Origin of the sequence: Sphingobacterium hotanense, assembly GCF_008274825.1 — a bacterium.
Lineage (GTDB): Bacteria > Bacteroidota > Bacteroidia > Sphingobacteriales > Sphingobacteriaceae > Sphingobacterium > Sphingobacterium hotanense.
The window spans coordinates 1,384,335-1,407,244 of record NZ_CP030848.1 but is presented as its reverse complement, the minus strand read 5'-3'; the positions used below and the strand labels follow the sequence as shown (position 1 = coordinate 1,407,244).

Here is a 22,910-nt window from a genome sequence, read left to right as displayed (position 1 = left end):
CTATTTTACTTTACAAATTCTCTCGCACGGTCAATCGCAGTTTGCAAACCAGCACTATTCTTTCCTCCTGCAGTTGCGAAGAATGGCTGACCACCTCCACCACCTTGGATATCTTTTGCCAACTCGCGTACAATATTGCCGGCATTTAAATTCTTTGATTTCGCTAATTCGTCAGAAATCATAACCGTCAAACTTGGTTTGCCATCAAAATTAGCTCCTAATACTAGGAATAGATTATTGACAGCTCCTTTCAACGCAAATGCTAAGGTCTTAACCGCGTCGGCATTTGGAAGATCAACAATTGCAGATAAGAAGTTGATTTCACCGATACGCTCAAATTTAGATTCTAATTCCGCACGCATCTTCAATGATTTCTCTGTAATGCTTTTCTCAATCTCTATACGCAAGGCACTGTTTTCATCGATGATTTTGCTCATCGCAGACACGAAGTCTTTAGGATTATTTAAAATCCCCTTCATGTTGTCCACCAACTCAAAGTATTCACGTATTACCTGCTGTGCTTTCGTTCCTGTGATCGCCTCAATACGACGAACACCAGCGGCCACTGCCGATTCAGAAACTATTTTAAAGAAACCAATCTGTCCAGTAGCACGAACGTGCGTACCGCCGCAAAGCTCCTTGGAATATTTATCATCAAAGGTAATTACACGTACGTGATCTCCATATTTCTCACCAAATAATGCTGTTACTCCAGATTCTATAGCCTGTTGATAAGGTACATTACGCTCCTCTTTTAGCGAAATATCCTCGCGAATCTTCGCATTAACAATATCTTCTACCTCTTTGATCTCCTCATAGGTCATTTTTGCAAAATGAGATATATCAAATCGCAAGACATCCGGCGATACTAACGAGCCTTTTTGATTTACATGTTCGCCTAATACCTGCTTCAATGCAGCATGCAATAAGTGAGTTGCGGAGTGATTTGCTTCCGTGTCTTTACGCTTTCCGGCATTCACGACAGCTTCAAACTCACCAGTCAATACCGTCGGTAATTGATTGACGAAATGAATAATAAGACCGTTTTCCTTTTTAGTGTCAACAATAGAAATCTTCTCATTCGTTTCTAGCGAACGAAGATATCCCGTGTCTCCGACCTGACCACCGCCTTCAGCATAGAACGGAGTTTCTGATAATACCAATTGGAACTGATCTTTTCCCTTAGCAGAAACCTTACGATACTTCACGATCTCTGTTTGAGCCGTTAAAACATCATAACCTACAAATTCCGTATCCTGATTATCAGATACAATAACCCAATCGCCCGTATCAATTGCAGTAGCGGCACGCGAGCGTTCCTTCTGCGCGAACAATGCCTGCTCAAAACCGGTCATATCTACTGTCAAGCCTTGCTCACGAGCAAGTAGCTCTGTTAAGTCGATTGGGAAACCATAAGTATCGAATAATTCGAATGCAAAATTACCATCGATCGAAGGTTGATTTACAACGTAGTTCTCAAATCGCTGAATACCTGTCGTCAAAGTACGTAGAAAGGAAACCTCTTCTTCCAAAACAACTTTCTCAACAAAATCTTGTTGACTATAAAGTTCATCAAATACCCCTTTAAATTGCTCCGCTAATACCGGAACCAACTCATGGATAAACGGTGATTTAAAATTCAAAAATGTATAAGCATAACGAACAGCGCGTCTTAGGATACGACGAATCACATAGCCGGCTTTATTATTCGAAGGTAATTGTCCATCGGCAATGGCGAAACTAACCGCACGGATATGATCTGACAAAACACGCATAGCGATATCCGTTTTCTCATCAGCACCATAAGCGATGGTTGATTTTTCCGCAATGTATTGGATCAATGGTTGAAAAACATCCGTGTCGTAGTTCGATGTCTTGCCTTGAATGCAACGAACCAAACGCTCGAAGCCCATCCCAGTGTCGACATGCTTTGCAGGAAGTGCCTTCAAAGATTTATCTTTAAGTCGATTGAATTGCATAAATACCAGGTTCCAGATCTCAATAACCTGCGGATCGTCCGCATTCACCAAGTCCTGACCTTTTACTTTCGCGCGCTCTTCGTCGGAACGCATATCGTAATGAATTTCCGAACATGGTCCACATGGTCCTGTGTCGCCCATCTCCCAGAAATTATCCTTCTTATTTCCTAATAGAATTCTGTCCTCAGCAATTAATGCCTTCCATAGATCGAAAGCTTCTAAATCGCGTTGTAAACCCTCTGTCGCATCACCCTCAAAAATCGTTACATAAAGACGGTCTTTATCCAGTTTGAAAACCCCTGTCAGAAGTTCCCAAGCCCATTCAATTGCTTCCTTTTTAAAATAATCGCCAAATGACCAGTTTCCAAGCATCTCAAACAAGGTATGGTGATAGGTATCAATTCCCACCTCCTCTAAGTCATTATGTTTACCAGAAACACGAAGACATCGTTGTGTGTCCGCCACACGCGGATATTTGATAGCTGCCTCTCCTAAAAACAAGTCCTTAAACTGGTTCATACCAGCATTCGTGAACATTAATGTTGGGTCGTTTTTCACTACCACAGGAGCGGATGGAACGATCTGATGTCCCTTACTCTTGAAAAAATCTAAAAAAGCCTGGCGTATTTCTCTGCTAGTCATCTATTTCGTAAATATTTTACTTGCAAACTTACTCAAAATTGACGTTAAAAGAGTCTTAAAAACCAACTTTTGTCATAATCACCGATATTTTTAGTAAATTTATATTCTTAATAAAGAACAACTCAATAAATCAAAAAGATGACGATTATTGTCCCTACCGATTTTTCCAAAAACTCGGAATTTGCCGCTCTATACGCCTGTGAACTCGCTACAAAAAGAAATGCCGGTATCATGTTGCTCCACTGTTATACAACCTCCTCTGTAGGCGACAGTATTGACGACGATCTAACGGATCCTATCTTAAAAGCAGACCTTTTGATCGCAGAGCTAAAAGATAAATTGGTAGATCAATTTCCAGCAGTAGATTTTTATATCGAATGCTCTAGAGCTTTAATCGTGGATAAGCTTGCCGAGATGTCGAATTCAGGGATGTTCGACCTGATTATTATGGGGGCGTCAGGGGCGAGCAAAGCAAAATCTGTTTATTGGGGCAGCACAACCATGGCTGTTGCCGCAAAATCAAGTATTCCGGTAGTCGTTGTTCCAAATGAAGAATATCACTTTGAGAGCAATCATATCGCCTTGTTAACAAACTTCAAGCATGAAGAGTTGGACACATTGACAGAATATCTTCGCCTTGTCGATGAAACGAAATCCCTTTCACTTATACACGTCTACAAGGCTAGCCAAAAAAGAGAAAACGTACTGGACACGTTGAATAACTGGGCATACAACATTAAGGAAATGACTCAGGTGGATCAGGTGAGCAGCTATGCCGAACCGATACAGAAAGACGATGATGAGTTGGATACTGTATCAGAGGTCGTTGAAAAATTAATCCAAGATATTAATCCAGACGTTATTCTGGTAACTCCGAGCCGCAAGACATTTTTCGAGCGCTTGTTTACAAGTTCCGTATCGAAGGCTATCGCATTAGAGATAAACAAACCCGCATTTTTTGACAAAATATAACATTCAACATATTGAAATCATGAGCAAATTATTAATACCTATAGATTTTTCGGAATACTCAGCCGTTGCTGTAGAATATGCATGCCAGATCGCACAAGAATCAGGACAGTCATTAGACTTACTGCATGTATTTGCAGATCATACTAACATTTATATAAATGCTCAAAATGATCCATCTTTGAAAGATCCTCGCGTACCGATGGCAGAGCGAGATATGAAAAATATCATTGCAGAAATCGAAAAGAATTATCCAAGCGTGCAGTCCACTGCGATCTTCCGCGACGGTAATTTATACGATGAAATCAAAAAAATCACTAATGCGGAATCGTACGATGCCGTTGTTATGGGTACAAAGGGCTCATCAGGAATGGAAGCTATCTTCATTGGAAGCAACACCTATGACACCATCCTGAACACAAGAACCCCACTCCTAGCGGTTCCATTAGATGCTACCAAACTTAAAAAAAATCGCGTAGCCTTATTATGTAATTTTAAAGATGCGGAATTAACATGCTTAAGCCAGTCATTCCCACTATTCAAAAAAGACTTTGAGTTGGTATTGATTCACGTCAATGTGAAAGATAGAGAAATAAAAGATATTGATGCTGATTTCAAAAACTTCATAAACCGTATAGAAAATGAGCTAGGCATATCTGATATTACCTACATCATCAAACCACAATCATTGTTTATGCGTCAAAAAGAAAGTGTCGCACAAGCAGTAACTTCCGTATTAATTGATGAGCAGGTTGACATTCTTTTATTAACAAAAAGCCGTAAGAGCGTATTCCGCCAACTCACTGAATCAAACGTAGTTAAGAAACTTGCGTTTGACATTAAGTTACCTACCTTCTTCGCACGCGTACTTCCTCAAAAAGACTAATACAGCTACAACGAAGCTACAAATTTTACAGCCTTTGTTGCCAAGACGCAAGTTTTGGCAACAAATTTGCCTAATCGATAGCAAGTGTAAAATTTAGTCACATGAAAACAAACTACTTAAAAAAAGCTAGCCTATTTGCTGTCGCAGGTCTTATTACCTCAACAGCTTTTGCTCAACAAAACACAACAACAGTAGAGGGAACTACACCTCTTGGATCATCATCAGAATACAGAACTTGGTCGATTGGAGTGAACGCGGGAATATTAAACCAATCTAACATCTTCGGTTTCAACAGAGCTGGATTTGACAAGTTAGACCACAACGTAGGATACAGTGCCTACATCAAAAAACAAATCTCCCCTTCTTTCGGTATTAAAGCACAATACCTAGGTGGTAAAGTTTCAGGAACAAATGAAAATGCCGCTGCAGGTACCGTATCAGCATTCGAAACAAAAATGCCTTGGTCGGCTGCATTATCAGGAGAATTCACGTTAGCAAACACAAACTGGAGATTCTTTAACAGCATTATCAAGCCTTACGCTTCGATTGGTCTTGGTGCTTTAAACTTCGAAACAACGACTACAGTTGACGGAACTGCATCAACTGCTGACTCACAAACGAAATTATACGTTCCTATCGACGCAGGTTTCAAATTTGCAGTTGCTAAAGGAATCAACATCGACTTAGGATACCAGTTAAACTGGGCTAACCAAGACTTCGACGGTGTTCCTGCAGGTCAATACAAGAATGACTTATTCTCGTATGCACACGCTGGTCTAGAAATCGCTCTTGGTGATGGCAGCAAACCTTACTTAGGTAATAGTAACCCAGTAGGTACTTTAGTTAAGAAATATGATGAGTTAAAAGCAGAGCGCGATGCATTAGTAGCATCTAACGAAGCTTTAAAATCAGAATTAGCAGGTATCAGCAGCGATTTGAACGATGATGATGGCGACGGTGTTGCTAACAAATTCGACAAATGTCCAAATACTCCAGCGGGTGTAAAAGTGGATGGTGCTGGATGTCCTCTTCCTGAAATCAAACATGAAACTAAAGTTGTAGAGAAAATCGTAGTTACTGAAGAAGATAAAAAAGTAGTTGATGAAGCAATCAAAAACTTAGAATTCGACTTAGGTAAAGCGACAATCCGTTCAACTTCTTACGAATCATTAAACAGAGTTGCTGCTTTATTGATCGAGAAAAACTTCAGCTTGAAATTAGCTGGTCACACAGACAACACAGGTTCAATGCAAACTAACTTACGTTTATCGAAAGAGCGTGCTGAATCTGTAAAATCTTACTTAGTATCTAAAGGTGCTAACGCTTCTCGCATCGAAGCTACAGGTTATGGTCCAAACCAACCTATCGCTACAAACAAAACTGCAGAAGGCCGTCAACAAAACAGACGTGTTGAGTTTACCCTTTACTAGGAATAACTAAAACTATAAACACAATAGAGAGGGGCTGTCCAAAAGACAGCCCCTTCTCATTGTATACACTTAGAACATTTTAAAGCCGTTTCCCTAATGATTAAATGACAGCTAATTAATCATTCTAGGGAAATAGTGAAAGCAACAGACGCCTTGCTAGCGGTTAAAAAAATGCTACTCAAAGCATTTATGGCTTTCTTTCAACATCGGCAGCAATGATGCATTTGATGATTTTTTAAAACAGACACTTTCCAAAAAAACATTCATGATACTCGGGTATCACCAACAGCCATGAAAGTCACGGGCTCATAGTCCCAATAGGCATTTAGCCAAAACGGTATCTTAGCACCAATAAATATAAGACCTATGGCTGTCAGCGGATTACCCTTTATTCTTGATCGTGGCTGTGGACTGGATGTCCATAAAGACACAGTAGTTGCTACCATTAAAGGTAGTGATTTTGATACAGAGACAAAAACCTTCTTAACTTTTACGGATGACCTGTATGATTTAGTGCAATGGCTTCAATCCCATCCCATTACACAGGTTGCCATGGAGAGCACCGGTGTTTACTGGCGACCGGTTTACGCGGTTTTGGAAGATTACTTTCACATTTTGTTGGTCAATGCCCGCCACATCAAGAATGTTCCGGGGCAGAAGACCGATAAGAAGGATAGCGAATGGATCGCCAAACTGCTTCTTTCCGGTCTACTGAAGGGTAGCTTCATTCCAGCACAACATATCCGGGAGCTCAGGGAGCTCTACCGACATAGACGCAAGCTGATCGCGATGCGGACTGCAGAAAAGAACCGGTTGCAGAACATCCTTGAATCTGCCAACGTCAAACTGCGGAGCGTGGTCAGCGACGTATTCGGTGTAAGCGCCATGGAAATGGTCCGATCCATGGCTAAAGGTCAGAGCGATCCTTTGCTGTTGGCAAGCATACCAAGGGTTCACTGGTCAAGAAACACGCAGAACTGATTAAAGCACTTACTGGCAAGGTCACAGATCACCACCGCTTCATGTTGACCCTTATACTGCAATCCATCGATCATATCAATCTACAAATAGCACAATCAGAGGCTCAGATGGAACAGTACGCAAGGATCATGTATCGGGAGCTGGAACTACTGGAGACTATTCCGGGAGTGTCTTCCAAAGTAGCATTAGGAATCGTCTCAGAGATCGGTACGGACATGACCCAATTTGCAACACATCAGAACCTTTCCTCATGGGCTGGTGTTTGCCCGGGCAACAATGAGAGTGCAGGAAAAAAGTATTCCTCCAGAACAACACATGGAAATAAGTATCTCAAGACGACGCTCGTAGAGGCCGCATGGGTAGCCTCTAGATCCAAGGCCAATCCCTTACTTGCAGTCAAGCATCACCAGATCGCTGCCCGAAGAGGACATAATAAGGCGACAATAGCCATTGCACATAAGATATTGACCGCTGCATACCATGTGCTGAGGGACATGGAACCCTATCAATTACATCCCCAGGATATAAAAATACTGGAAAATAGAAGACTTAAAAGAATTGACAGATTACAGAAACAATTGAGTACCCTGAAGAACACGTCTTATAAATAAAAGATCGACCTTTTTTTGGTGGTTAGACTCCCCGTGAAAAAAACTGATAACAGACGTTTAAGAACCAACAGTTGATGCCTTTAGAGCTCGAAGAAAAAATTATACTCTTGTTTTTAGTAATAAAGTCCTTTTTTTGATCAAGAAGAATACTTAAGAAACAGAAACAAAATATTCCAGACAAAAAAATAGACCCTTGAACAATCACTGGTCTGATTTTTTATTGGTTTAGATTGAAAAAACAACAATAACTTTCAGAAAAAAATGAGGCTGTCTAAAAAGGTCTCTTAAAGAAAGAACCCCGTCATTAAAAAATGGCGGGGTTTTTCTGTTTTTTTGTCCTTAAGATTTTGTATCTTAAGGTGCACCCAAAAAAACAATATGGCAAACATACAATTCAAAGCGCTTCCATCCAATAGTCCGAGTCTATTTCCTGAGAATATTTTAGATCGTATTCCAATGAATCATCCGGTTCGTTTGGTGAGTCAGGTTGTTGACCAGTTGGATCTTGAACCTATTATCCGTCAGTATAAAGGCGGAGGCACCACTAGTTTTCACCCTAGAATGCTCATTAAGGTGCTGTTCTACGCCTATTTAAGCAATATCTATTCTTGCCGAAAAATCGAGCAGGCCCTTCACGAGAACATCCATTTCATGTGGCTTTCAGGAAACAGTACACCTGATTATCGTACGATCAATTATTTCAGAGGAAAGCGTCTTAAGGGACAGATACAAGAGCTGTTTGCCAGTATCGTTCGTATGCTACATGATATGGAGTATGTTAGCTTGAAAGTTCAATATGTAGATGGTACCAAGATCGAGTCTGTCGCTGGTCGTTATACGTTCGTTTGGAAGAAATCGGTCGAGAAGAATAAGGTAAAGTTAGAAGCAAACATTACTTCGGTTCTTTCGGAAATCGAGGCTCAGATCGCCCAAGACCAATCTTTATTAGGTAATCAAGAAGTTAGCAAGGCCATCGATAGCAGTCAGTTGAAGGAAAAGATCGAAGCGATCAATGCCAAGTTCAAAGGAGCCAATAAATCTACTGATAAGCAACTTAAGAAACTTGAAGAGGACTATTTGCCTCGACTAGAGAAATATGAAGAGCAACTGGAAGTACTGGGAGATCGCAATAGTTATAGCAAGACCGATACCGATGCTGTGTTTATGCGGATGAAAGAGGACCACATGAAGAATGGCCAGCTTAAGCCAGCCTATAATACCCAAATCAGCACCGAAGATCAGTTCATCACCCATTACAGCATCCATCAAACAACTGCCGACACCACAACCCTGCCGGAACATTTGGAAGGCTTTGAGTGCCATTACGGAAAACAAAGCGAACAGCTTGTAGCAGACGCCGGTTATGGTAGCGAGCAGAACTATGAATTGATGGAAAAACAGGGCATAACTGCCTTTGTCAAGTACAATTACTTTCATGTGGAACAGAAGCGCAAGCATAAACAGGATCCTTTCTCGGTACAGAATCTGTATTACAACCAGCAAGATGACTATTATGTATGTCCCGCAGGACAGAAGCTCAGCTTTATCGGTCATGCAACCAGAGTTAGTGCCAACGGATACACAGCCCAGGTCAGCTGTTATCAGGCTCAGCGATGCGAAGGCTGCCCGATGCGCAGTGGGTGTCATAAAGCTAAAGGCAATCGGCTCATTGAAGTGAACCATAGACTCAATCAGCTCAAGGATAAAGCCCGGGAAAGGCTGGTATCGGAAGAGGGAATGTACCATCGAAGCAAGCGACCCATAGAAGTGGAATCCGTTTTCGGTCAGATGAAAAGCAACAACAGGTTTACCCGGTTCACAATGAAAGGACTGGAGAAAGTCGCTGTGGAGTTCGGATTGATGGCCATTGCCCATAACCTCAGAAAATGGGCGAAAAAGTGGGCAAACGATGTCTTCTTTGGGAATGGTTATAGCGATAAAACACTATATACAATAAAAATTGGAGTCAGGAGCGTTAAAACCATAAAATATCGACTTACTGCTTAAAACTCAAAAATGAAAACAGTAATGAAATCGCAAAAGCTATAAAACAGAAGAAGGTGCCTTTTTAGACACCTTCTCTTTCTTATTAATATCTACTTTTCGATTCTCTACGTTTTCCGGAGAAGTCGCGGAAACCACCTCCGCCGTTCGATCTACCACGATCTCTTCTATCTCCACGTCCGCCTCCAGAATTTCTGTCTGAAGATCTACCACCACGGCTACGGCCGTTTGATGACCCTCTGTCAGATCTTCCTTCACCCGAAACTTCAATACGTACGCCTCTTCCGTTGTAATTAACACCTTGGAAACCTTGGAATACTTTATTAACCTCGCCATCTTCCACTTCGAAGAAAGTGAATACGCCTTTAAGGTCAATCTTACCAATTGATTTTCCAGAGATCTTACTGTTATTACAAATGAAACCTAACATTTCACCGCGGCTGAACTCGTCCACTGAACCTAAGTTGATGAACAAACGAGTGAAACCTTTAGAAGTACGACGACCACCACCATCTCTATCTCTGTCACGATCACCTCTAGAAGATTCACGCGCTTCGATATTCAAATCTGGAGCATCTTTGTAATAGTTTAAGAATCTATTGAATTCTAATGAAGCAAATCTTTTCACTACTTCTTCTTTTGTTAAGTCTTGAAGACTCTCTAAGATTTGAGGAAGGAATGCATTAATTTGATCTTCTTGAACTTCTACATTGTGTACTTTGTCAACAAGAGCGAATAATTGTTTCTCACACACTTCAGTTCCTTGTGGAACTTGCTTGCGTTCGAAAGATTTACCAATGATCTTCTCGATGTGACGAATTTTGCTCATCTCTTTCACATTGATTAATGAGATCGAGATACCTGTTTTACCGGCACGAGCTGTACGACCTGAACGGTGCGTATAGTTTTCAACCTCATCAGGAAGAGAGTAGTTGATAACGTGCGTAACATCATTTACGTCGATACCACGTGCTGCAACGTCAGTAGCAATTAATAGTTGCAAGTTGCGTTCGCGATAGCGCTTCATCACTTTATCACGTTGTTGTTGTGATAAATCACCGTGCAATGAGTCAGCATTGTAACCATCTTTAATCAAAGCTTCAGCAATCTCTTGCGTTTCGATCTTCGTACGACAGAAAACAATACCAAAAATCTCTGGATAGTAATCTACAATACGTTTGAACGCAGCATACTTATCTTTTGCTTTGATCAAGAAATACTGGTGTTCGATATTTTCATTACCTGTATTCTTTGTACCCACTGTCAACTCAACCGGATCGGTCATGTAATTTTGGGCAATACGACGAACTTCACGAGGCATCGTTGCAGAGAATAACCAAGTTTTTTTATCAGCTGGAGTTTCTGATAGAATATTGTTGATGTCTTCTTGGAATCCCATGTTCAACATCTCATCAGCTTCGTCAAGCACAACGTACTTCACTTGCGAGAAGTCGATGGCATTACGGCCGATGATATCAAGCATACGACCAGGTGTTGCTACTACGATCTGTACTCCACGACGGATCTGACGTAGCTGGTCGCCAATGTTCGCACCACCATAAACGGCAACTACATGAACATTGTCTAAATTTTTGGCATACTTCTCTAGGTCTTTTGCGATTTGCAAACATAGCTCACGCGTAGGACACAATACCAATGCTTGAGGTTGATTGAATGAAAAGTCTAGTTGTTCTAATAGAGGAAGACCAAATGCCGCAGTCTTTCCAGTACCTGTTTGGGCTAATCCGACAAAATCGTCGTTACCAGTCAGTAACACAGGAATGGCTTTTTCCTGGATGGGAGAAGGTTTTTCAAAACCTAACTCAGTGATGGCATTAACAATCTCATGACGGATCCCCAGTTCTAAAAATGGGTTCATGAAATAAATTATACAATAGGCACAATTGCCTAAGGCGGTGCAAAGATAAGAAAAATAATTAGTTATTCCTAAAAGTCAATGTTTTATGAAAATAAATATTTGAAATGTAGCCCAATATCCTTTAATTGCATAGTCGTTTTAGCAAAACATTCAAGGAAAACTAACCAATTCAATTGCTTTCCACCGGTCTATAAACGTACATTAAACTAGCTTAAAAGCGGTTTTATATAAAAGAAGCAACACTTATTGAGTGTATAGGAACCGTATCTGCTAAATTATTTTAAAATAATATTTGGCAGAAAATAATATCTAAAGAATATGATTCCACATTCAACAAGAAAAACAAACAAATGATAATATATTGAGCAAATATTAGTTGATTATTCAACGATTATTCGCTATATCTGATAATTTGTTAAGGATTTGAAGAAATCTTTAATTTTTTTGTAGGTTTGAACCGTTAATTATCTTATCTAAATTTATGTGGTATAAAAAATCAATTTCGAAATTAATTTCCGAAGCAGAACAAAGTGGTGAAGGAACATTAAAGAGAACATTGTCCAGCACGGGATTGATCGCCTTAGGAATTGGCGCAATCATCGGAGCGGGACTTTTTTCTTTAACGGGTATTGCCGCCGCAGATCATGCCGGCCCCGCAGTAATGCTATCCTTTATTGTCGCAGCCGTTGGCTGTGCTTTCGCTGGCTTATGCTATGCCGAATTCGCATCCATGATTCCTGTCGCAGGAAGCGCCTATACCTATTCATATGCAACCATGGGCGAATTTATGGCTTGGATCATTGGATGGGACTTGGTACTTGAATATGCTTTAGCCGCAGCCACCGTCGCAGTAAGTTGGTCACAATATTTCAATGAGCTTTTGCTCATGGTAGGCATACATATACCACCAGACCTCCTTGCAGGCCCTTTTGAAGGCGGAATGATCAATCTTCCGGCAATTGTTATCGTCTGCCTATTATCGCTCCTGTTGATGCGTGGAACGCAAGAATCGTCTGCGGTGAATAACATCTTAGTTATTCTGAAGGTCGGCGTCGTTCTTCTGTTCATCGTTTTAGGCTGGCAATTTATCGAGCCGTCAAACCACACGCCATTTATCCCAACAAATGAAGGCGAGGAAATGGTGAAACAAGGGACTATGGGTTTTTGGGATTTCTGGGGATCCGACTATCGAGGACATTATGGTTGGACAGGTATTCTACAGGCAGCGGGTGTAGTTTTCTTTGCGTTCATCGGTTTTGATGCCGTAAGTACTGCAGCACAGGAAGCAAAAAATCCGAAGAAAGATATGCCGATCGGAATCATCGGCTCCTTGATTATTTGTACAGTTCTATATGTACTTTTCTCTTATGTGATGACAGGTTTAGCACCTTACACAGCTTTCAGCGGTGATGCCAAACCGGTTGCGACCGCCTTCGCAAAAACAGGATACCACTTTTTAAATACCGCAATGATCGTGACCATCATCGCCGGATATACATCCGTTATCCTCGTAATGCTATTAGGCCAAAGCCGTGTATTCTACTCCATGAGTAAGGATGGTTTATTGCCAAAATTCTTTTCCGACCTATCAAAACGTCAAACACCATGGAAAACCAATGCCATCTTCATGATATTTGTGAGTATTTTCGCAGGTTTTGTACCGGTATCCGACCTGGGACATATGGTAAGTATCGGGACCTTATTTGCATTTACGCTAGTATGTGTGGGAATATTGGTGTTGAGAAAAACGAATCCCGAAATTGAACGTCCATTTAGAACACCGTTGGTACCGTTAGTTCCTATCTTAGGAATTCTAGTTTGTGTATTGATGATGGCTGGACTTCCAATCGAAAGCTGGGAGCGTCTAGGTATTTGGATGGCGATTGGCGTAGCATTCTACTTTGCTTACGGATACAAAAATTCTGTCCTCCGAAAAGAAAAAGAAGCCAACGGCACAAAGAATATTGAATAATAAATCTCAAAAATAATTTGAAGAGCTGTATCTAGGAACTAGGTACAGCTTTTTTACAACCCATAAATTCGGAATTAAGCACCCGCTTTAAATCGCCTACTTAATTGACTGCGACGGGACTTACGTAATCTAGACGCTTTCACGGGATAGTGACGCTTCTTGGTCACATTGTTAAATAGAAGGGCAACTAGGAATAAGATTAAAGCGCCAGTGAACACAGGAGAAAGCACATACATATAGCCCATACTAGCGATCTTTGTACCTGAGCTAACCGCAATCAATGCTGTGGCACCTCCCGGAGGATGCAATGTTTTGGTAATCTGCATAAACACAATCGAAAAGGCAACAGCCAAAGGAGCCGTTAGCCAAATCACATCAGGCAACAGCTTCCCTACCGTCACTCCTACTAATGCGGAGACTACATGGCCGCCGATTAGGTTTCTAGGCTGCGCTAAGGGACTTTGGATCGCACCGTAGACCAAAACAGCCGAGGCACCAAAAGATCCTATCAGAAAGATATTCTCTAAAGCCGGAAGTTGTAAGGATTGTAAATACGCGATGATACCTATACCAACAAAGGCGCCAACAAAAGACCAGAAATGCTCCCGAACATCAACCAGAGTCTCCTTATACATGACGTAGCGGTAGACCCGATAGTGACGGTTAATCGATCTTTTGATTTTGTGAACCAATGTTAGTCTATATTGCGTTGGCGAATTGCCTCGTAGATAACAACCGCAGCCGAAACGGAAACATTCAATGAACCAATCTCACCGAACATCGGGATCTTAGCCAATTTATCTGAAATGCGGATCAGGTCATCCGATACACCGACATCTTCAGCACCCATAATAACACAGGAAGGACCAGTATAATCTACATCATAAATAGATTCCTTCGTTTTTTCTGTACTGACAACAAGCTGCACGCCAGAATCAATCAAAAACTTAGCAGTCTTGCTCAATGAATCATGACGACAGACCGGAATCTTGAACAATGCTCCTGCAGACGTCTTGATCGCATCAGGGTTGATTTCTGCAGACCCTTTCTTTGGAACTATAATCGCATGCACCCCCGCACATTCTGCCGTACGAGCAATAGCGCCCATATTTCGCACATCCGTAACACCATCTAACATTAACAGCAATGGCGTTTCCCCTTTTTCATAAATGACAGGAAGGAGATCTTCGATATTCTGATAAATGATCGGAGATATTACAGCGATGATTCCTTGATGATTCTTTTTTGTGATACGGTTCAATTTTTCGATAGGAACCTGTTGGTAAGCGACATTATGCTCTTTAATCAGCGCTTTAAATTCCGCAAACAAAGTCCCCGACAAACCACGTTGTACAAACAACGACTCGATTTCTCGTCCACTATCGATAGCTTCCATAACGGCACGAATACCAAATACCATTTGGTTAGTCTCTCTCTTTTCGGGTCTTTCCCTGCGTTGAAATTGTTGCATTTGCTGAATTATTTTAAATATAGATACCTAACTTATACATTGATAAGTCAGGAAAGTACAAAAGTAGAAAAGATATCGATTAACTTAGTCCTAAATCAAAGGTTTTTCGCAATTCTTCTAAAAGTGGATTTTTGGCAACCATCGCTTGATATTTCTCCTGAGCGGTGTACGGCTTACGATCTTTCGTTTTCTCCACCATCACGACGTTCAAATCCAAAGCGAAGTTTCGAAGCTCTACACGAAGGAAGTTCAAAATATCGATCTTACCTAGCTTCAATTGATCGGATTGTACCGCGTTCTCTACTTCTACCTCAATCGTCACCCCATTTAATGTCGGTGTGCTCGCCGTCATGATCGTAAATAGAGTGATTTTGTTATCCGCTTTTAATTTCTCGGCAAAGATATTCCATTTGGAAAGAAAAGCATTCTGAGTAACCTCTAAGTATTCAGAACCTTCAACAAGTTCGGGGCCGTCTGAATCGCTTGTTTTCTTCTCATCAAAAATGGTATTTAAGTTTGGGAGTGAATTAGCAGGTTTAAAGTTCCCCCAGCCCTTGAACGCTGGCTTCGCGGCCGATTCGTTAGATTTTGTTGTTGCATTTTCAGCAGGAGTAGTCGCCGCTGCCTTTACAGGAGCTGCATTTGATGTGGATGTCGCTGATGCGTTATTGTCAATCTGCTTGGCAACAGGACTGGTAAACTGACTGGGATTATTACTTGGAGACGTTGTTTTCGGCGCCTCCTTTATCCCAGACTCAGGGAGTTTTTTTTTTACTTCAGCTTGCGCTGGTATCCCATTTTGGGCTAGTGCGATAGCACTCGAGATATGGCACATCTTCAGCAAGGCCAATTCGACCTGCAAGCGTTGGTTCTTGCTGGTACGGTAGTTTACTTCGCATTGGTTGGCGATATTTAACGCGGATAACAGCAATCCGCTAGATAATTGCTGAGCCTGCTCCAAGTAGCGTTTTTTCACATTCTCACTAACCTCTAACAACTTTAGTGTTGATGGATCCTTGGTCACCAGTAGGTTTCTGATATGGCTTGATAGACCGGAAATAAAATGTCCGCCATCGAAACCTTTGTTCAGTATCGAATCAAATACTAAAAGGGCATTTGCCGCATCCTGTTTATATATTGCATCCAGCAATTGGAAGTAATAGTCGTAATCGAGAATGTTAAGATTATCAATAACAGCCTTGTAGGTCAACTGCTTGTTTGAAAAACTTACGATTTGATCGAACATGGATAAGGCATCACGCAACCCACCATCTGCTTTCTGAGCAATCACATGTAGCCCGTCTGGCTCGAAGGCTATCCCCTCTTTGCCAGCAATTGAAGTTAGATGATTCGCCATATCCTCAACCTTAATCCTGTTGAAGTCAAAAATTTGACAACGCGATAAAATAGTCGGAAGAATCTTATGTTTCTCCGTTGTCGCTAAAATAAATATAGCATAGGAAGGCGGTTCTTCAAGCGTTTTTAGAAACGCATTGAAAGCTTGTTGCGAAAGCATGTGCACCTCATCGATGATATAGATTTTATACTTTCCGGTTTGAGGTGGGATACGAACTTGGTCAATCAAGGATCGGATATCATCTACGGAGTTATTAGACGCCGCATCAAGTTCGTGAATACTGAATGAATTACCATTCTGAAAAGACTTACAGCTATCACATTCGCCACAGGCTTCGTTCTCTGCTGTAATCCGCTCGCAATTTATTGTTTTAGCTAAAATACGCGCGCAAGTCGTCTTACCCACCCCACGAGGTCCACAAAACAAAAATGCCTGCGCCAATTGATTATTGCGAATAGCATTCTTAAGGGTTCCGGTAATGTGTTGCTGACCTACTACCGAGTCGAAAGTAACCGGCCTGTATTTTCGTGCAGAAACAATAAAATTATCCATGTGCGAAGATAATCATTTTTGAGGGTAACAACAACAGGAATGAAAGTTCTTGATGACCATTGAAGACGGGAACTGTCAAAAAAAAGAAGCCCCCATTTGGAGGCTTCGCATTATAATTAACTTTTAAAAAGTCGAAATTATGCTTCTTTCGCTTCAGTATAAGTCACCTTCCAAAGGATCGCGCCAATAATTGCACCTAAGATCGGAGCTGCAAAAAACAACCATAGCTGCGATAGCGCTTGCCCACCAGCCAATACTGCAGGACCAAAACTACGCGCAGGATTCACAGATGTACCAGTAATTGGAATCGCAAATAAGTGAATCAAAACAAGTGTGAAGCCAATGGCTAAACCTGCCATCGTTCCATTACCCACTTTTGATGTTGTCGCCAAAATAACAAATAAGAAAACGGCTGTCAACACGGTCTCTGTAATAAAAGCAGCCGTCATATTATATTCATTCTGATATCCTTTACCCCATCCGTTTGATCCAAAGGCCCATTCACCTGCACTAAAGCCCGCAAGTTGTCCTGAAAGAACGGTTTTCAGCACAAAAGCTCCGATTAATGCTCCGATCAGCTGTGCAATGATGTAAACGATTGCATCTTTAAACGATATACGACCCGACACCAGCACACCAATAGTTACGGCCGGGTTAATATGACAGCCGGAAATACCACCTATCGCATACGCAAAGACAACAACCGAGAACCCGAATGCCAACGAGATCCCCAATAAGCCTAATCCAGATGTTTGTGCTAACGTGTCGCCACCAGCGATTGCTGCCGCACCACATCCGAATAATACTAAACCGAAAGTCCCAATCAGCTCAGCAATGAATTTCGAAGAGATTTTTGTTTCCATAATTTAATTTTTAAAGGAAAGGTAGGAAAATAATCCAAACATTCAACTTGAAAATTATCGAAACACGGCAAATCCACTTTAAAACGAAATTAACCAAGAAAATTAATTTAGGATTGTAATAAAGCAATATAGGTATAGGATAAACAAGGAATAGACTGCGATAAAAAATAAAAGAGGCCGATGGGGGGTCGACCTCTTTTTTGTTTACCTAATAACCTTTAAATCACCAAACAATTTATTGAAACAAATTACTTGACTCAAAGGTATCGCTATGTTGTAAAGTTATAGTTAAGCGAAAATTAAATAATAAAGTTTTGAATATTATCTAGCTTTTGCTGTCGCAATCATGTTTAAAACCTCATCAATAGTGGTCTTCGCAGCATCTTTCATTTTCTGCACCCCTTCATAGTCCGCATCTAAGGTCACCGACTTGGATTTCTCTTTGTAATTGAAGGTCAATTTATAACGCGGAACTCGCGCCCCGGTTGTTCTTTTATCCTCCGGAGTGGTCATATCATCCGCAACATTCCAATAACCCAATTCCATTGCTTTGCGGTGCAAGTATAATAAATCGTCATCGCGCAGTTTTAGGGTATCTTTAACGACCTCACCTTGCTTCGTCAAATATTGGTATTGATGCGTTTTAGAGTTATATTGATTTAACATGGAATCAGGGTATCCATAAACCAATTCTATCGATTCAAAATCAGAAAAACGGTAGGGCGCATTTTTAATCATTCCTGCGTAATAATAAACACAGTAAATCAGGAATGGGATAATGATACAAAGGGCAATAAATATTCGTTTTGTTCTATCTTGCATGACAAGTCTTTAAAAATTTGGACAAAAGTAAAGATTTGCAGGCATTAAAGCGACCTTTATTTCTAATATGAGAATTCCATTACTTGGGAGTTCACACATCCACGTTCACATTAGATTGTCGGTGTCCCGCAGCGCGTGAAATATTTCGAGTACCATGCGTCCTTCAAACTGGAAATGATAACGCCTTTACGTGTCGATACATGCACAAACTTATCGTTATGCAGGTAAATGCCCACATGGTCAATATTTCGACCTCCGAAAGAGAAAAACACCAAATCGCCTTCCTTTAATTGCCTATCATATTTACGTTTGATAACGTCTGCCATATCGCGTGAGGTACGCGGCAAATCTTTTCCATATGCTTTGCGATACAACATCCCTACAAATCCAGAGCAATCCACACCGCGCTTGTCCAGCCCTCCCATCCGATGTGGTGTTCCCATCCATTCGTCAATCACGTAATACAAACTTTTATTATCGAGCTCCTTTTGCTTGACCCCTAAAAGTGCAGCATAATTTTCCAACTTATTTTTCGAGTATTCCATCCCACGAGCGTCGCTCGCATCACTGATCGGAGCATTCTTATTCGGTCGAACACCTCCTACCAACGGTCCACTAGTAGATTTCTTCTTAGCACCACAAGAACTGAATAGCAAAGCACCTAATAACAAAAACAGTACGGCAAAATTAACTTTCATATCAAATCGCATCCCCAAAATATCTGAAAATCAACTAATATTCCAATCGGTTTTTTTCAACATCTGTTGGGAAGGGGTATGAGATTTTAGATGTGAGCTGCAGGATGTTTCGTCTTGAACCAGGAAAGGAAGGATGAAAGGATTAACAGGATCAAATAGGGTGCTGAATGAAAAGGGAGACGGAATGTGCTAAAGGAGACGTTTAGTGAAACGTCTCTACGCGGTTCGTCATGATTACCGCCTTTTCAGTTCAAAATTGTATAGAAGCCAATTGGACGCCAATGCGTAGAGACGTTTCACTAAACGTCTCCTGTGAAAAATACAAATTCAATTCATTCCTTTATTTCCCACCGAGCCCAATCCTGCCCATCCTAAAATCCTTCCTTTCCTGGTTCAAAGACAAGTTTCCCTTCCTTTCCTCGCTCAAAACAACTTTTCCTCATCAAACCACAGCCCTTGCTGCAGTTCCAATATCTAAAATCTAATATCTCCCATCTAATCAAAATATTCCCTTACTTTGTAACATATGAACAAAACTCAGGGAGCAATTGCAGTTTTTCTAGGTGCTGCGAGCTTTGGAATTCTCTCCACATTTGTAAAAAAAGCTTATGAACAGGGCTATTCATTAGGCGAAGTCACAGGTATACAAGCCTTTTTAGGGGCGTTGATCCTTTGGATACTTTGGATAGTTGTAGCTAGAACTAAATCACAAAAAAAATATCCTGCTAAATCTTCGAAGTGGAAAATCATCTTGGCTGGGGTCAGTACTGGAACGGTCAGTATCTTATACTACAAATGTGTGCAATTAGTACCTGCATCCTTGGCAATCGTACTGTTAATGCAGTATATATGGATTGGTCAGCTGATCGAATTTATTTTTTTCAAAGTAAAACCGAGTGCAACCCAGATTATCGGAATTGTCTGCATATTGATTGGGACTGTCTTTGCGACGGGCTTAATTGAAGAGCCACTTTCTTCTTTTTCCATACCCGGCTTAATCTATGGGGTATTGGCAGCAACAGCTTATTCTGTCTTCATGATCGTCAATGGGCGAGTTGGAAATGATTACCCTCCTATCCATAAATCTGCGCTGATGATTACCGGAGCCTTTCTGTTAATCGCTATCACGCTGCAGCCCGTTAGTTTATTACAGAGCGAAACTTTCATAGGCATTTTACCCTACGGACTTCTGCTTGCATTTTTTGGAACGGTGATACCGCCCTTGCTCTTTGCCTATGGCATGCCTAGCATTGGTTATTCGTTGGGTGCTGTATTGAGTGCTGTTGAACTGCCAGTTGCTGTGTGTATGTCTTACCTGGTATTACATGAATCGGTTTCTTGGATGAAGTGGCTGGGGGTTATTTTTATCCTGTTGATTATTGTATGGAAGAATATTCCAAAACAAAAATCTTCGAATCCGACTTTAAATTAATAATTTCGTGAATTTAATAACTTCAATTCACACAAATCCGAACAGTATCAACAGATAATGTCTTATGGAAAACTATCTTTATCTAGTTCTTATTACCCTTGCCGTCTTAGCAATTATTGATTTGATGGTAGGCGTCAGTAACGACGCTGTAAACTTCCTTAACTCGGCAATCGGCTCGAAAGCAATCCCTTTCAAGACTATCATGATTATTGCCAGCTTAGGAATTTTATTTGGATCAGTATTCTCTAGCGGAATGATGGAAATTGCACGAAGTGGAATCTACGTCCCCAGCAAATTCACCTTTGATGATGTCATGGCAATATTTCTCGCCGTCATGATAACCGACATTATCCTGCTCGATATTTTTAATTATTTCGGACTTCCTACATCGACAACGGTATCTATTGTATTCGAATTACTGGGTGCAGCCATCAGCTTAGCAGTGTTTAAAATCGTTATGACCGACGGTTCTTGGTCTAGTTTATCGTCTTATATCAATACGGAAAAGGCCTCCGAAATCGTCTATAGTATTCTCCTCTCGGTGGTCATATCATTCAGCATTGGTATGTTAGTACAATACATCTCGAGAGTATTATTTACCTTCCAATTTGAAAAGAAATTAAAAACCGTGGGAGTGGTTTTCGGTGGAATTGCTATGGCCGCGATTACTTATTTCATTCTGATCAAAGGTCTGAAAGAAGTATCTTTCCTAAACTCCGACATTAAAAACTGGATCAAAACTCATGAGCTCTTGCTATTAGGTGGCAGCTTTGTGGTTTGTACCATCATAAGTTTTATTATCACGCGGTTAGGGATCAATATCCTCAAAGTAATTATTGGTATTGGAACTTTCGCTCTAGCGCTTTCGTTCGCAGGAAACGACTTAGTGAACTTTATTGGTGTTCCAGTCGCTGCTATACAGTCTATCGAAATTTTCCAAAGCGTACCTGGCGCAAATCCCGACACTTTCACCATGGACGCACTAGCATCCTCTGAAATCGTTGCTCCGCTATGGATATTGCTAACTGCTGGTATTGTCATGGTAATTACTTTATGGACCTCTAAGAAAGCAAAAACCGTTATCGAAACGGAGATGAGTTTATCGAACCAGGGTGATGGAAATGAGAAATTCGAATCAAACTTCCTTTCCAGAACTATTGTACGCGGCTTCATCCGTATGGGCTCTGTGCTTTCCTACGTCATGCCAAAGACTTTGCAATCGAACATCGACAAAAAGTTTGAAACACCGATGATTGCCGTTGGACAACAGAAACCAAAAGGCAAAGACGAGCCGATGTTTGATATGATCCGTGCTTCTGTTAACTTGATGGTTGCGAGTAGCTTAATCGCGTTAGGAACATCGATGAAATTACCTTTATCGACCACCTACGTAACGTTTATGGTAGCGATGGGTACTGCATTTGCCGATCGTGCTTGGGGCCGTGAGAGTGCGGTATATCGCGTTTCGGGTGTATTCCATGTAATCGGTGGATGGTTCGTAACAGCGGGTTGTGCATTTGCCGGAGCCTTCGTTTTTGCTTACTTCTTGAAAGTCGGCGGAATAGTCACTTTTGTGATCGCCTTAGTGGTGCTAGCATTGCTTTTATACCGCAACGCGAAAAGCCATGATAAGAAAATCAAGGCCAAAGCTTTACAGGAACTAAACTTGGACAAATCGGATATTTTATCACTTCAACAAGTGATGGAAACCAGTGCGAACCAAATCTCAGAAACGTTCTCCAAAGCGAACGTATTCTATAAGGACGCGATTGATTCGTTGATTAAGGAAGATTTGGAAGCACTCAAGATCAATAAGAAGTTGACCAAGAAATTGATGAACGACCTTAATTCGACAAATAACTCCATGTATAACTTTATCCGTAACCTGGATGATAGTTCTGTCAAAGGAAGTCGCTATTATATTATTTCCCTTGGCTATTTGCAGGATATGATTGAGAATGTGGCAGTGATAAACTCAAATGCTTTAAATCATGTGGACAATAATCACAAAACGCTTCGCATCAGCCAGGCAAAGGACTTGAAATATGTGGTAGAAAGATTAGGAGATTGGTTCTCAAAGATCAACATGGCTTACAAACGTCAGGATTTCAGTAAGATGGACTCCTTGATTGATGAGCGCGAGGGTATTCAAGAATACATCAATAATCTATTGGATAAACAGATCGATCGAATCAGAACATCGGAAAGCAGTCCAAAAAACAGTAGATTATACTTCTCTATCCTTTTGGAGACGAACGAGTTGCTAAGTTCGACCTACAAATTATTGAGACTTCATAAGGAATTTGCTTCCTTCCGCAGACGGAATCAACAATAAAATCCTTAAAGAAAAAAGGCGATCAAA

At 41.0% G+C, this 22,910-nt stretch carries 16 protein-coding genes and 1 pseudogene; 9 read left to right on the top strand and 8 right to left on the bottom strand.

Annotated elements, in window-relative coordinates; all coding sequences use genetic code 11:
- Nucleotides 1-5: 5 nt before the first annotated feature.
- Nucleotides 6-2,621 (bottom strand): alanine--tRNA ligase, encoded by a 2,616-nt coding sequence (gene alaS, locus DSM08_RS05850; RefSeq protein ID WP_149525281.1) that lies wholly within the window; start codon nt 2,619-2,621, stop codon nt 6-8.
- 138 nt (nt 2,622-2,759) lie between these two features.
- On the opposite strand from alaS, the gene DSM08_RS05845 reads away from it, so the two are divergent.
- The 6 genes and pseudogenes from DSM08_RS05845 to DSM08_RS05825 all read left to right on the top strand — a co-directional run.
- The gene (locus tag DSM08_RS05845) at nt 2,760-3,593 is read left to right on the top strand and encodes a universal stress protein (RefSeq protein WP_149525280.1); all 834 of its coding nucleotides are present in this window, start codon (nt 2,760-2,762) and stop codon (nt 3,591-3,593) included.
- Nucleotides 3,594-3,612: 19 nt separating this feature from the next.
- A complete protein-coding gene (locus DSM08_RS05840; protein WP_149525279.1) occupies nt 3,613-4,476 on the top strand; it encodes a universal stress protein in 864 nt (287 codons plus the stop codon).
- A gap of 101 nt (nt 4,477-4,577) precedes the next feature.
- Complete coding sequence (locus DSM08_RS05835; protein WP_149525278.1) at nt 4,578-5,906, top strand: OmpA family protein; 1,329 nt, start codon at nt 4,578-4,580, stop codon at nt 5,904-5,906.
- Between the two features lie 366 nt (nt 5,907-6,272).
- Nucleotides 6,273-6,887, top strand: a complete 615-nt coding sequence (locus DSM08_RS19115) for an IS110 family RNA-guided transposase (RefSeq protein ID WP_223110870.1) — start codon at nt 6,273-6,275, stop codon at nt 6,885-6,887.
- A gap of 41 nt (nt 6,888-6,928) precedes the next feature.
- The gene (locus DSM08_RS19110) at nt 6,929-7,498 is read left to right on the top strand and encodes a transposase (protein WP_223110869.1); all 570 of its coding nucleotides are present in this window, start codon (nt 6,929-6,931) and stop codon (nt 7,496-7,498) included.
- 378 nt (nt 7,499-7,876) lie between these two features.
- Nucleotides 7,877-9,418 (top strand): annotated as a pseudogene (locus tag DSM08_RS05825) (IS1182 family transposase); the annotation flags it as partial.
- A gap of 169 nt (nt 9,419-9,587) precedes the next feature.
- Here the strand turns inward: DSM08_RS05825 and DSM08_RS05820 are convergent.
- A complete protein-coding gene (locus DSM08_RS05820; protein WP_149525277.1) occupies nt 9,588-11,381 on the bottom strand; it encodes a DEAD/DEAH box helicase in 1,794 nt (597 codons plus the stop codon).
- 481 nt (nt 11,382-11,862) lie between these two features.
- On the opposite strand from DSM08_RS05820, the gene DSM08_RS05815 reads away from it, so the two are divergent.
- Nucleotides 11,863-13,353 carry an amino acid permease gene (locus tag DSM08_RS05815; protein WP_149525276.1) on the top strand — a complete coding sequence of 497 codons (1,491 nt, stop codon included), beginning with the start codon at nt 11,863-11,865 and terminating at the stop codon, nt 13,351-13,353.
- A gap of 74 nt (nt 13,354-13,427) precedes the next feature.
- On the opposite strand, the gene DSM08_RS05810 is transcribed toward DSM08_RS05815, so the two are convergent.
- The 6 genes from DSM08_RS05810 to DSM08_RS05785 all read right to left on the bottom strand — a co-directional run bounded on the left by DSM08_RS05810 (nt 13,428) and on the right by DSM08_RS05785 (nt 19,116).
- Nucleotides 13,428-13,988, bottom strand: a complete 561-nt coding sequence (locus tag DSM08_RS05810) for an HPP family protein (protein ID WP_149525275.1) — start codon at nt 13,986-13,988, stop codon at nt 13,428-13,430.
- A gap of 59 nt (nt 13,989-14,047) precedes the next feature.
- A complete protein-coding gene (gene rlmB, locus DSM08_RS05805; protein WP_149525274.1) occupies nt 14,048-14,824 on the bottom strand; it encodes a 23S rRNA (guanosine(2251)-2'-O)-methyltransferase RlmB in 777 nt (258 codons plus the stop codon).
- A 79-nt stretch (nt 14,825-14,903) separates the two neighbouring features.
- Nucleotides 14,904-16,733 (bottom strand): DNA polymerase III subunit gamma/tau, encoded by a 1,830-nt coding sequence (locus DSM08_RS05800; protein ID WP_149525273.1) that lies wholly within the window; start codon nt 16,731-16,733, stop codon nt 14,904-14,906.
- Between the two features lie 137 nt (nt 16,734-16,870).
- Nucleotides 16,871-17,596: an MIP family channel protein gene (locus DSM08_RS05795; RefSeq protein ID WP_149525272.1), complete on the bottom strand. Its 726-nt coding sequence runs from the start codon at nt 17,594-17,596 to the stop codon at nt 16,871-16,873.
- A gap of 321 nt (nt 17,597-17,917) precedes the next feature.
- Nucleotides 17,918-18,418 (bottom strand): hypothetical protein, encoded by a 501-nt coding sequence (locus DSM08_RS05790; RefSeq protein ID WP_246172487.1) that lies wholly within the window; start codon nt 18,416-18,418, stop codon nt 17,918-17,920.
- Nucleotides 18,419-18,528: 110 nt separating this feature from the next.
- Nucleotides 18,529-19,116, bottom strand: coding sequence for a C40 family peptidase (locus DSM08_RS05785; RefSeq protein ID WP_246172485.1), 588 nt, complete (start codon nt 19,114-19,116; stop codon nt 18,529-18,531).
- A 526-nt stretch (nt 19,117-19,642) separates the two neighbouring features.
- Between DSM08_RS05785 and DSM08_RS05780 the strand changes: the two genes are divergently transcribed.
- Together DSM08_RS05780 and DSM08_RS05775 are read left to right on the top strand one after the other, a co-directional pair.
- Nucleotides 19,643-20,548 carry an EamA family transporter gene (locus DSM08_RS05780; RefSeq protein ID WP_149525270.1) on the top strand — a complete coding sequence of 302 codons (906 nt, stop codon included), beginning with the start codon at nt 19,643-19,645 and terminating at the stop codon, nt 20,546-20,548.
- A 64-nt stretch (nt 20,549-20,612) separates the two neighbouring features.
- The gene (locus DSM08_RS05775) at nt 20,613-22,883 is read left to right on the top strand and encodes an inorganic phosphate transporter (RefSeq protein ID WP_149525269.1); all 2,271 of its coding nucleotides are present in this window, start codon (nt 20,613-20,615) and stop codon (nt 22,881-22,883) included.
- Nucleotides 22,884-22,910 lie beyond the last annotated feature (27 nt).

Excerpts from the sequence above, each read along its gene's own strand:
- DSM08_RS19110 (WP_223110869.1), top strand. The coding sequence starts at position 6,929 with ATGTTGACCCTTATACTGCAATCCATCGATCATATCAATCTACAAATA.
- DSM08_RS05795 (WP_149525272.1), bottom strand. The coding sequence starts at position 17,596 with ATGGAAACAAAAATCTCTTCGAAATTCATTGCTGAGCTGATTGGGACT.
- DSM08_RS05785 (WP_246172485.1), bottom strand. The coding sequence starts at position 19,116 with ATGAAAGTTAATTTTGCCGTACTGTTTTTGTTATTAGGTGCTTTGCTA.
- DSM08_RS05775 (WP_149525269.1), top strand. The coding sequence starts at position 20,613 with ATGGAAAACTATCTTTATCTAGTTCTTATTACCCTTGCCGTCTTAGCA.
- DSM08_RS19115 (WP_223110870.1), top strand. The coding sequence starts at position 6,273 with ATGGCTGTCAGCGGATTACCCTTTATTCTTGATCGTGGCTGTGGACTG.
- alaS (WP_149525281.1), bottom strand. The coding sequence starts at position 2,621 with ATGACTAGCAGAGAAATACGCCAGGCTTTTTTAGATTTTTTCAAGAGT.
- DSM08_RS05790 (WP_246172487.1), bottom strand. The coding sequence starts at position 18,418 with ATGCAAGATAGAACAAAACGAATATTTATTGCCCTTTGTATCATTATC.
- DSM08_RS05780 (WP_149525270.1), top strand. The coding sequence starts at position 19,643 with ATGAACAAAACTCAGGGAGCAATTGCAGTTTTTCTAGGTGCTGCGAGC.
- DSM08_RS05815 (WP_149525276.1), top strand. The coding sequence starts at position 11,863 with ATGTGGTATAAAAAATCAATTTCGAAATTAATTTCCGAAGCAGAACAA.
- DSM08_RS05820 (WP_149525277.1), bottom strand. The coding sequence starts at position 11,381 with ATGAACCCATTTTTAGAACTGGGGATCCGTCATGAGATTGTTAATGCC.
- rlmB (WP_149525274.1), bottom strand. The coding sequence starts at position 14,824 with ATGCAACAATTTCAACGCAGGGAAAGACCCGAAAAGAGAGAGACTAAC.
- DSM08_RS05835 (WP_149525278.1), top strand. The coding sequence starts at position 4,578 with ATGAAAACAAACTACTTAAAAAAAGCTAGCCTATTTGCTGTCGCAGGT.
- DSM08_RS05800 (WP_149525273.1), bottom strand. The coding sequence starts at position 16,733 with ATGGATAATTTTATTGTTTCTGCACGAAAATACAGGCCGGTTACTTTC.
- DSM08_RS05845 (WP_149525280.1), top strand. The coding sequence starts at position 2,760 with ATGACGATTATTGTCCCTACCGATTTTTCCAAAAACTCGGAATTTGCC.
- DSM08_RS05840 (WP_149525279.1), top strand. The coding sequence starts at position 3,613 with ATGAGCAAATTATTAATACCTATAGATTTTTCGGAATACTCAGCCGTT.
- DSM08_RS05810 (WP_149525275.1), bottom strand. The coding sequence starts at position 13,988 with ATGTATAAGGAGACTCTGGTTGATGTTCGGGAGCATTTCTGGTCTTTT.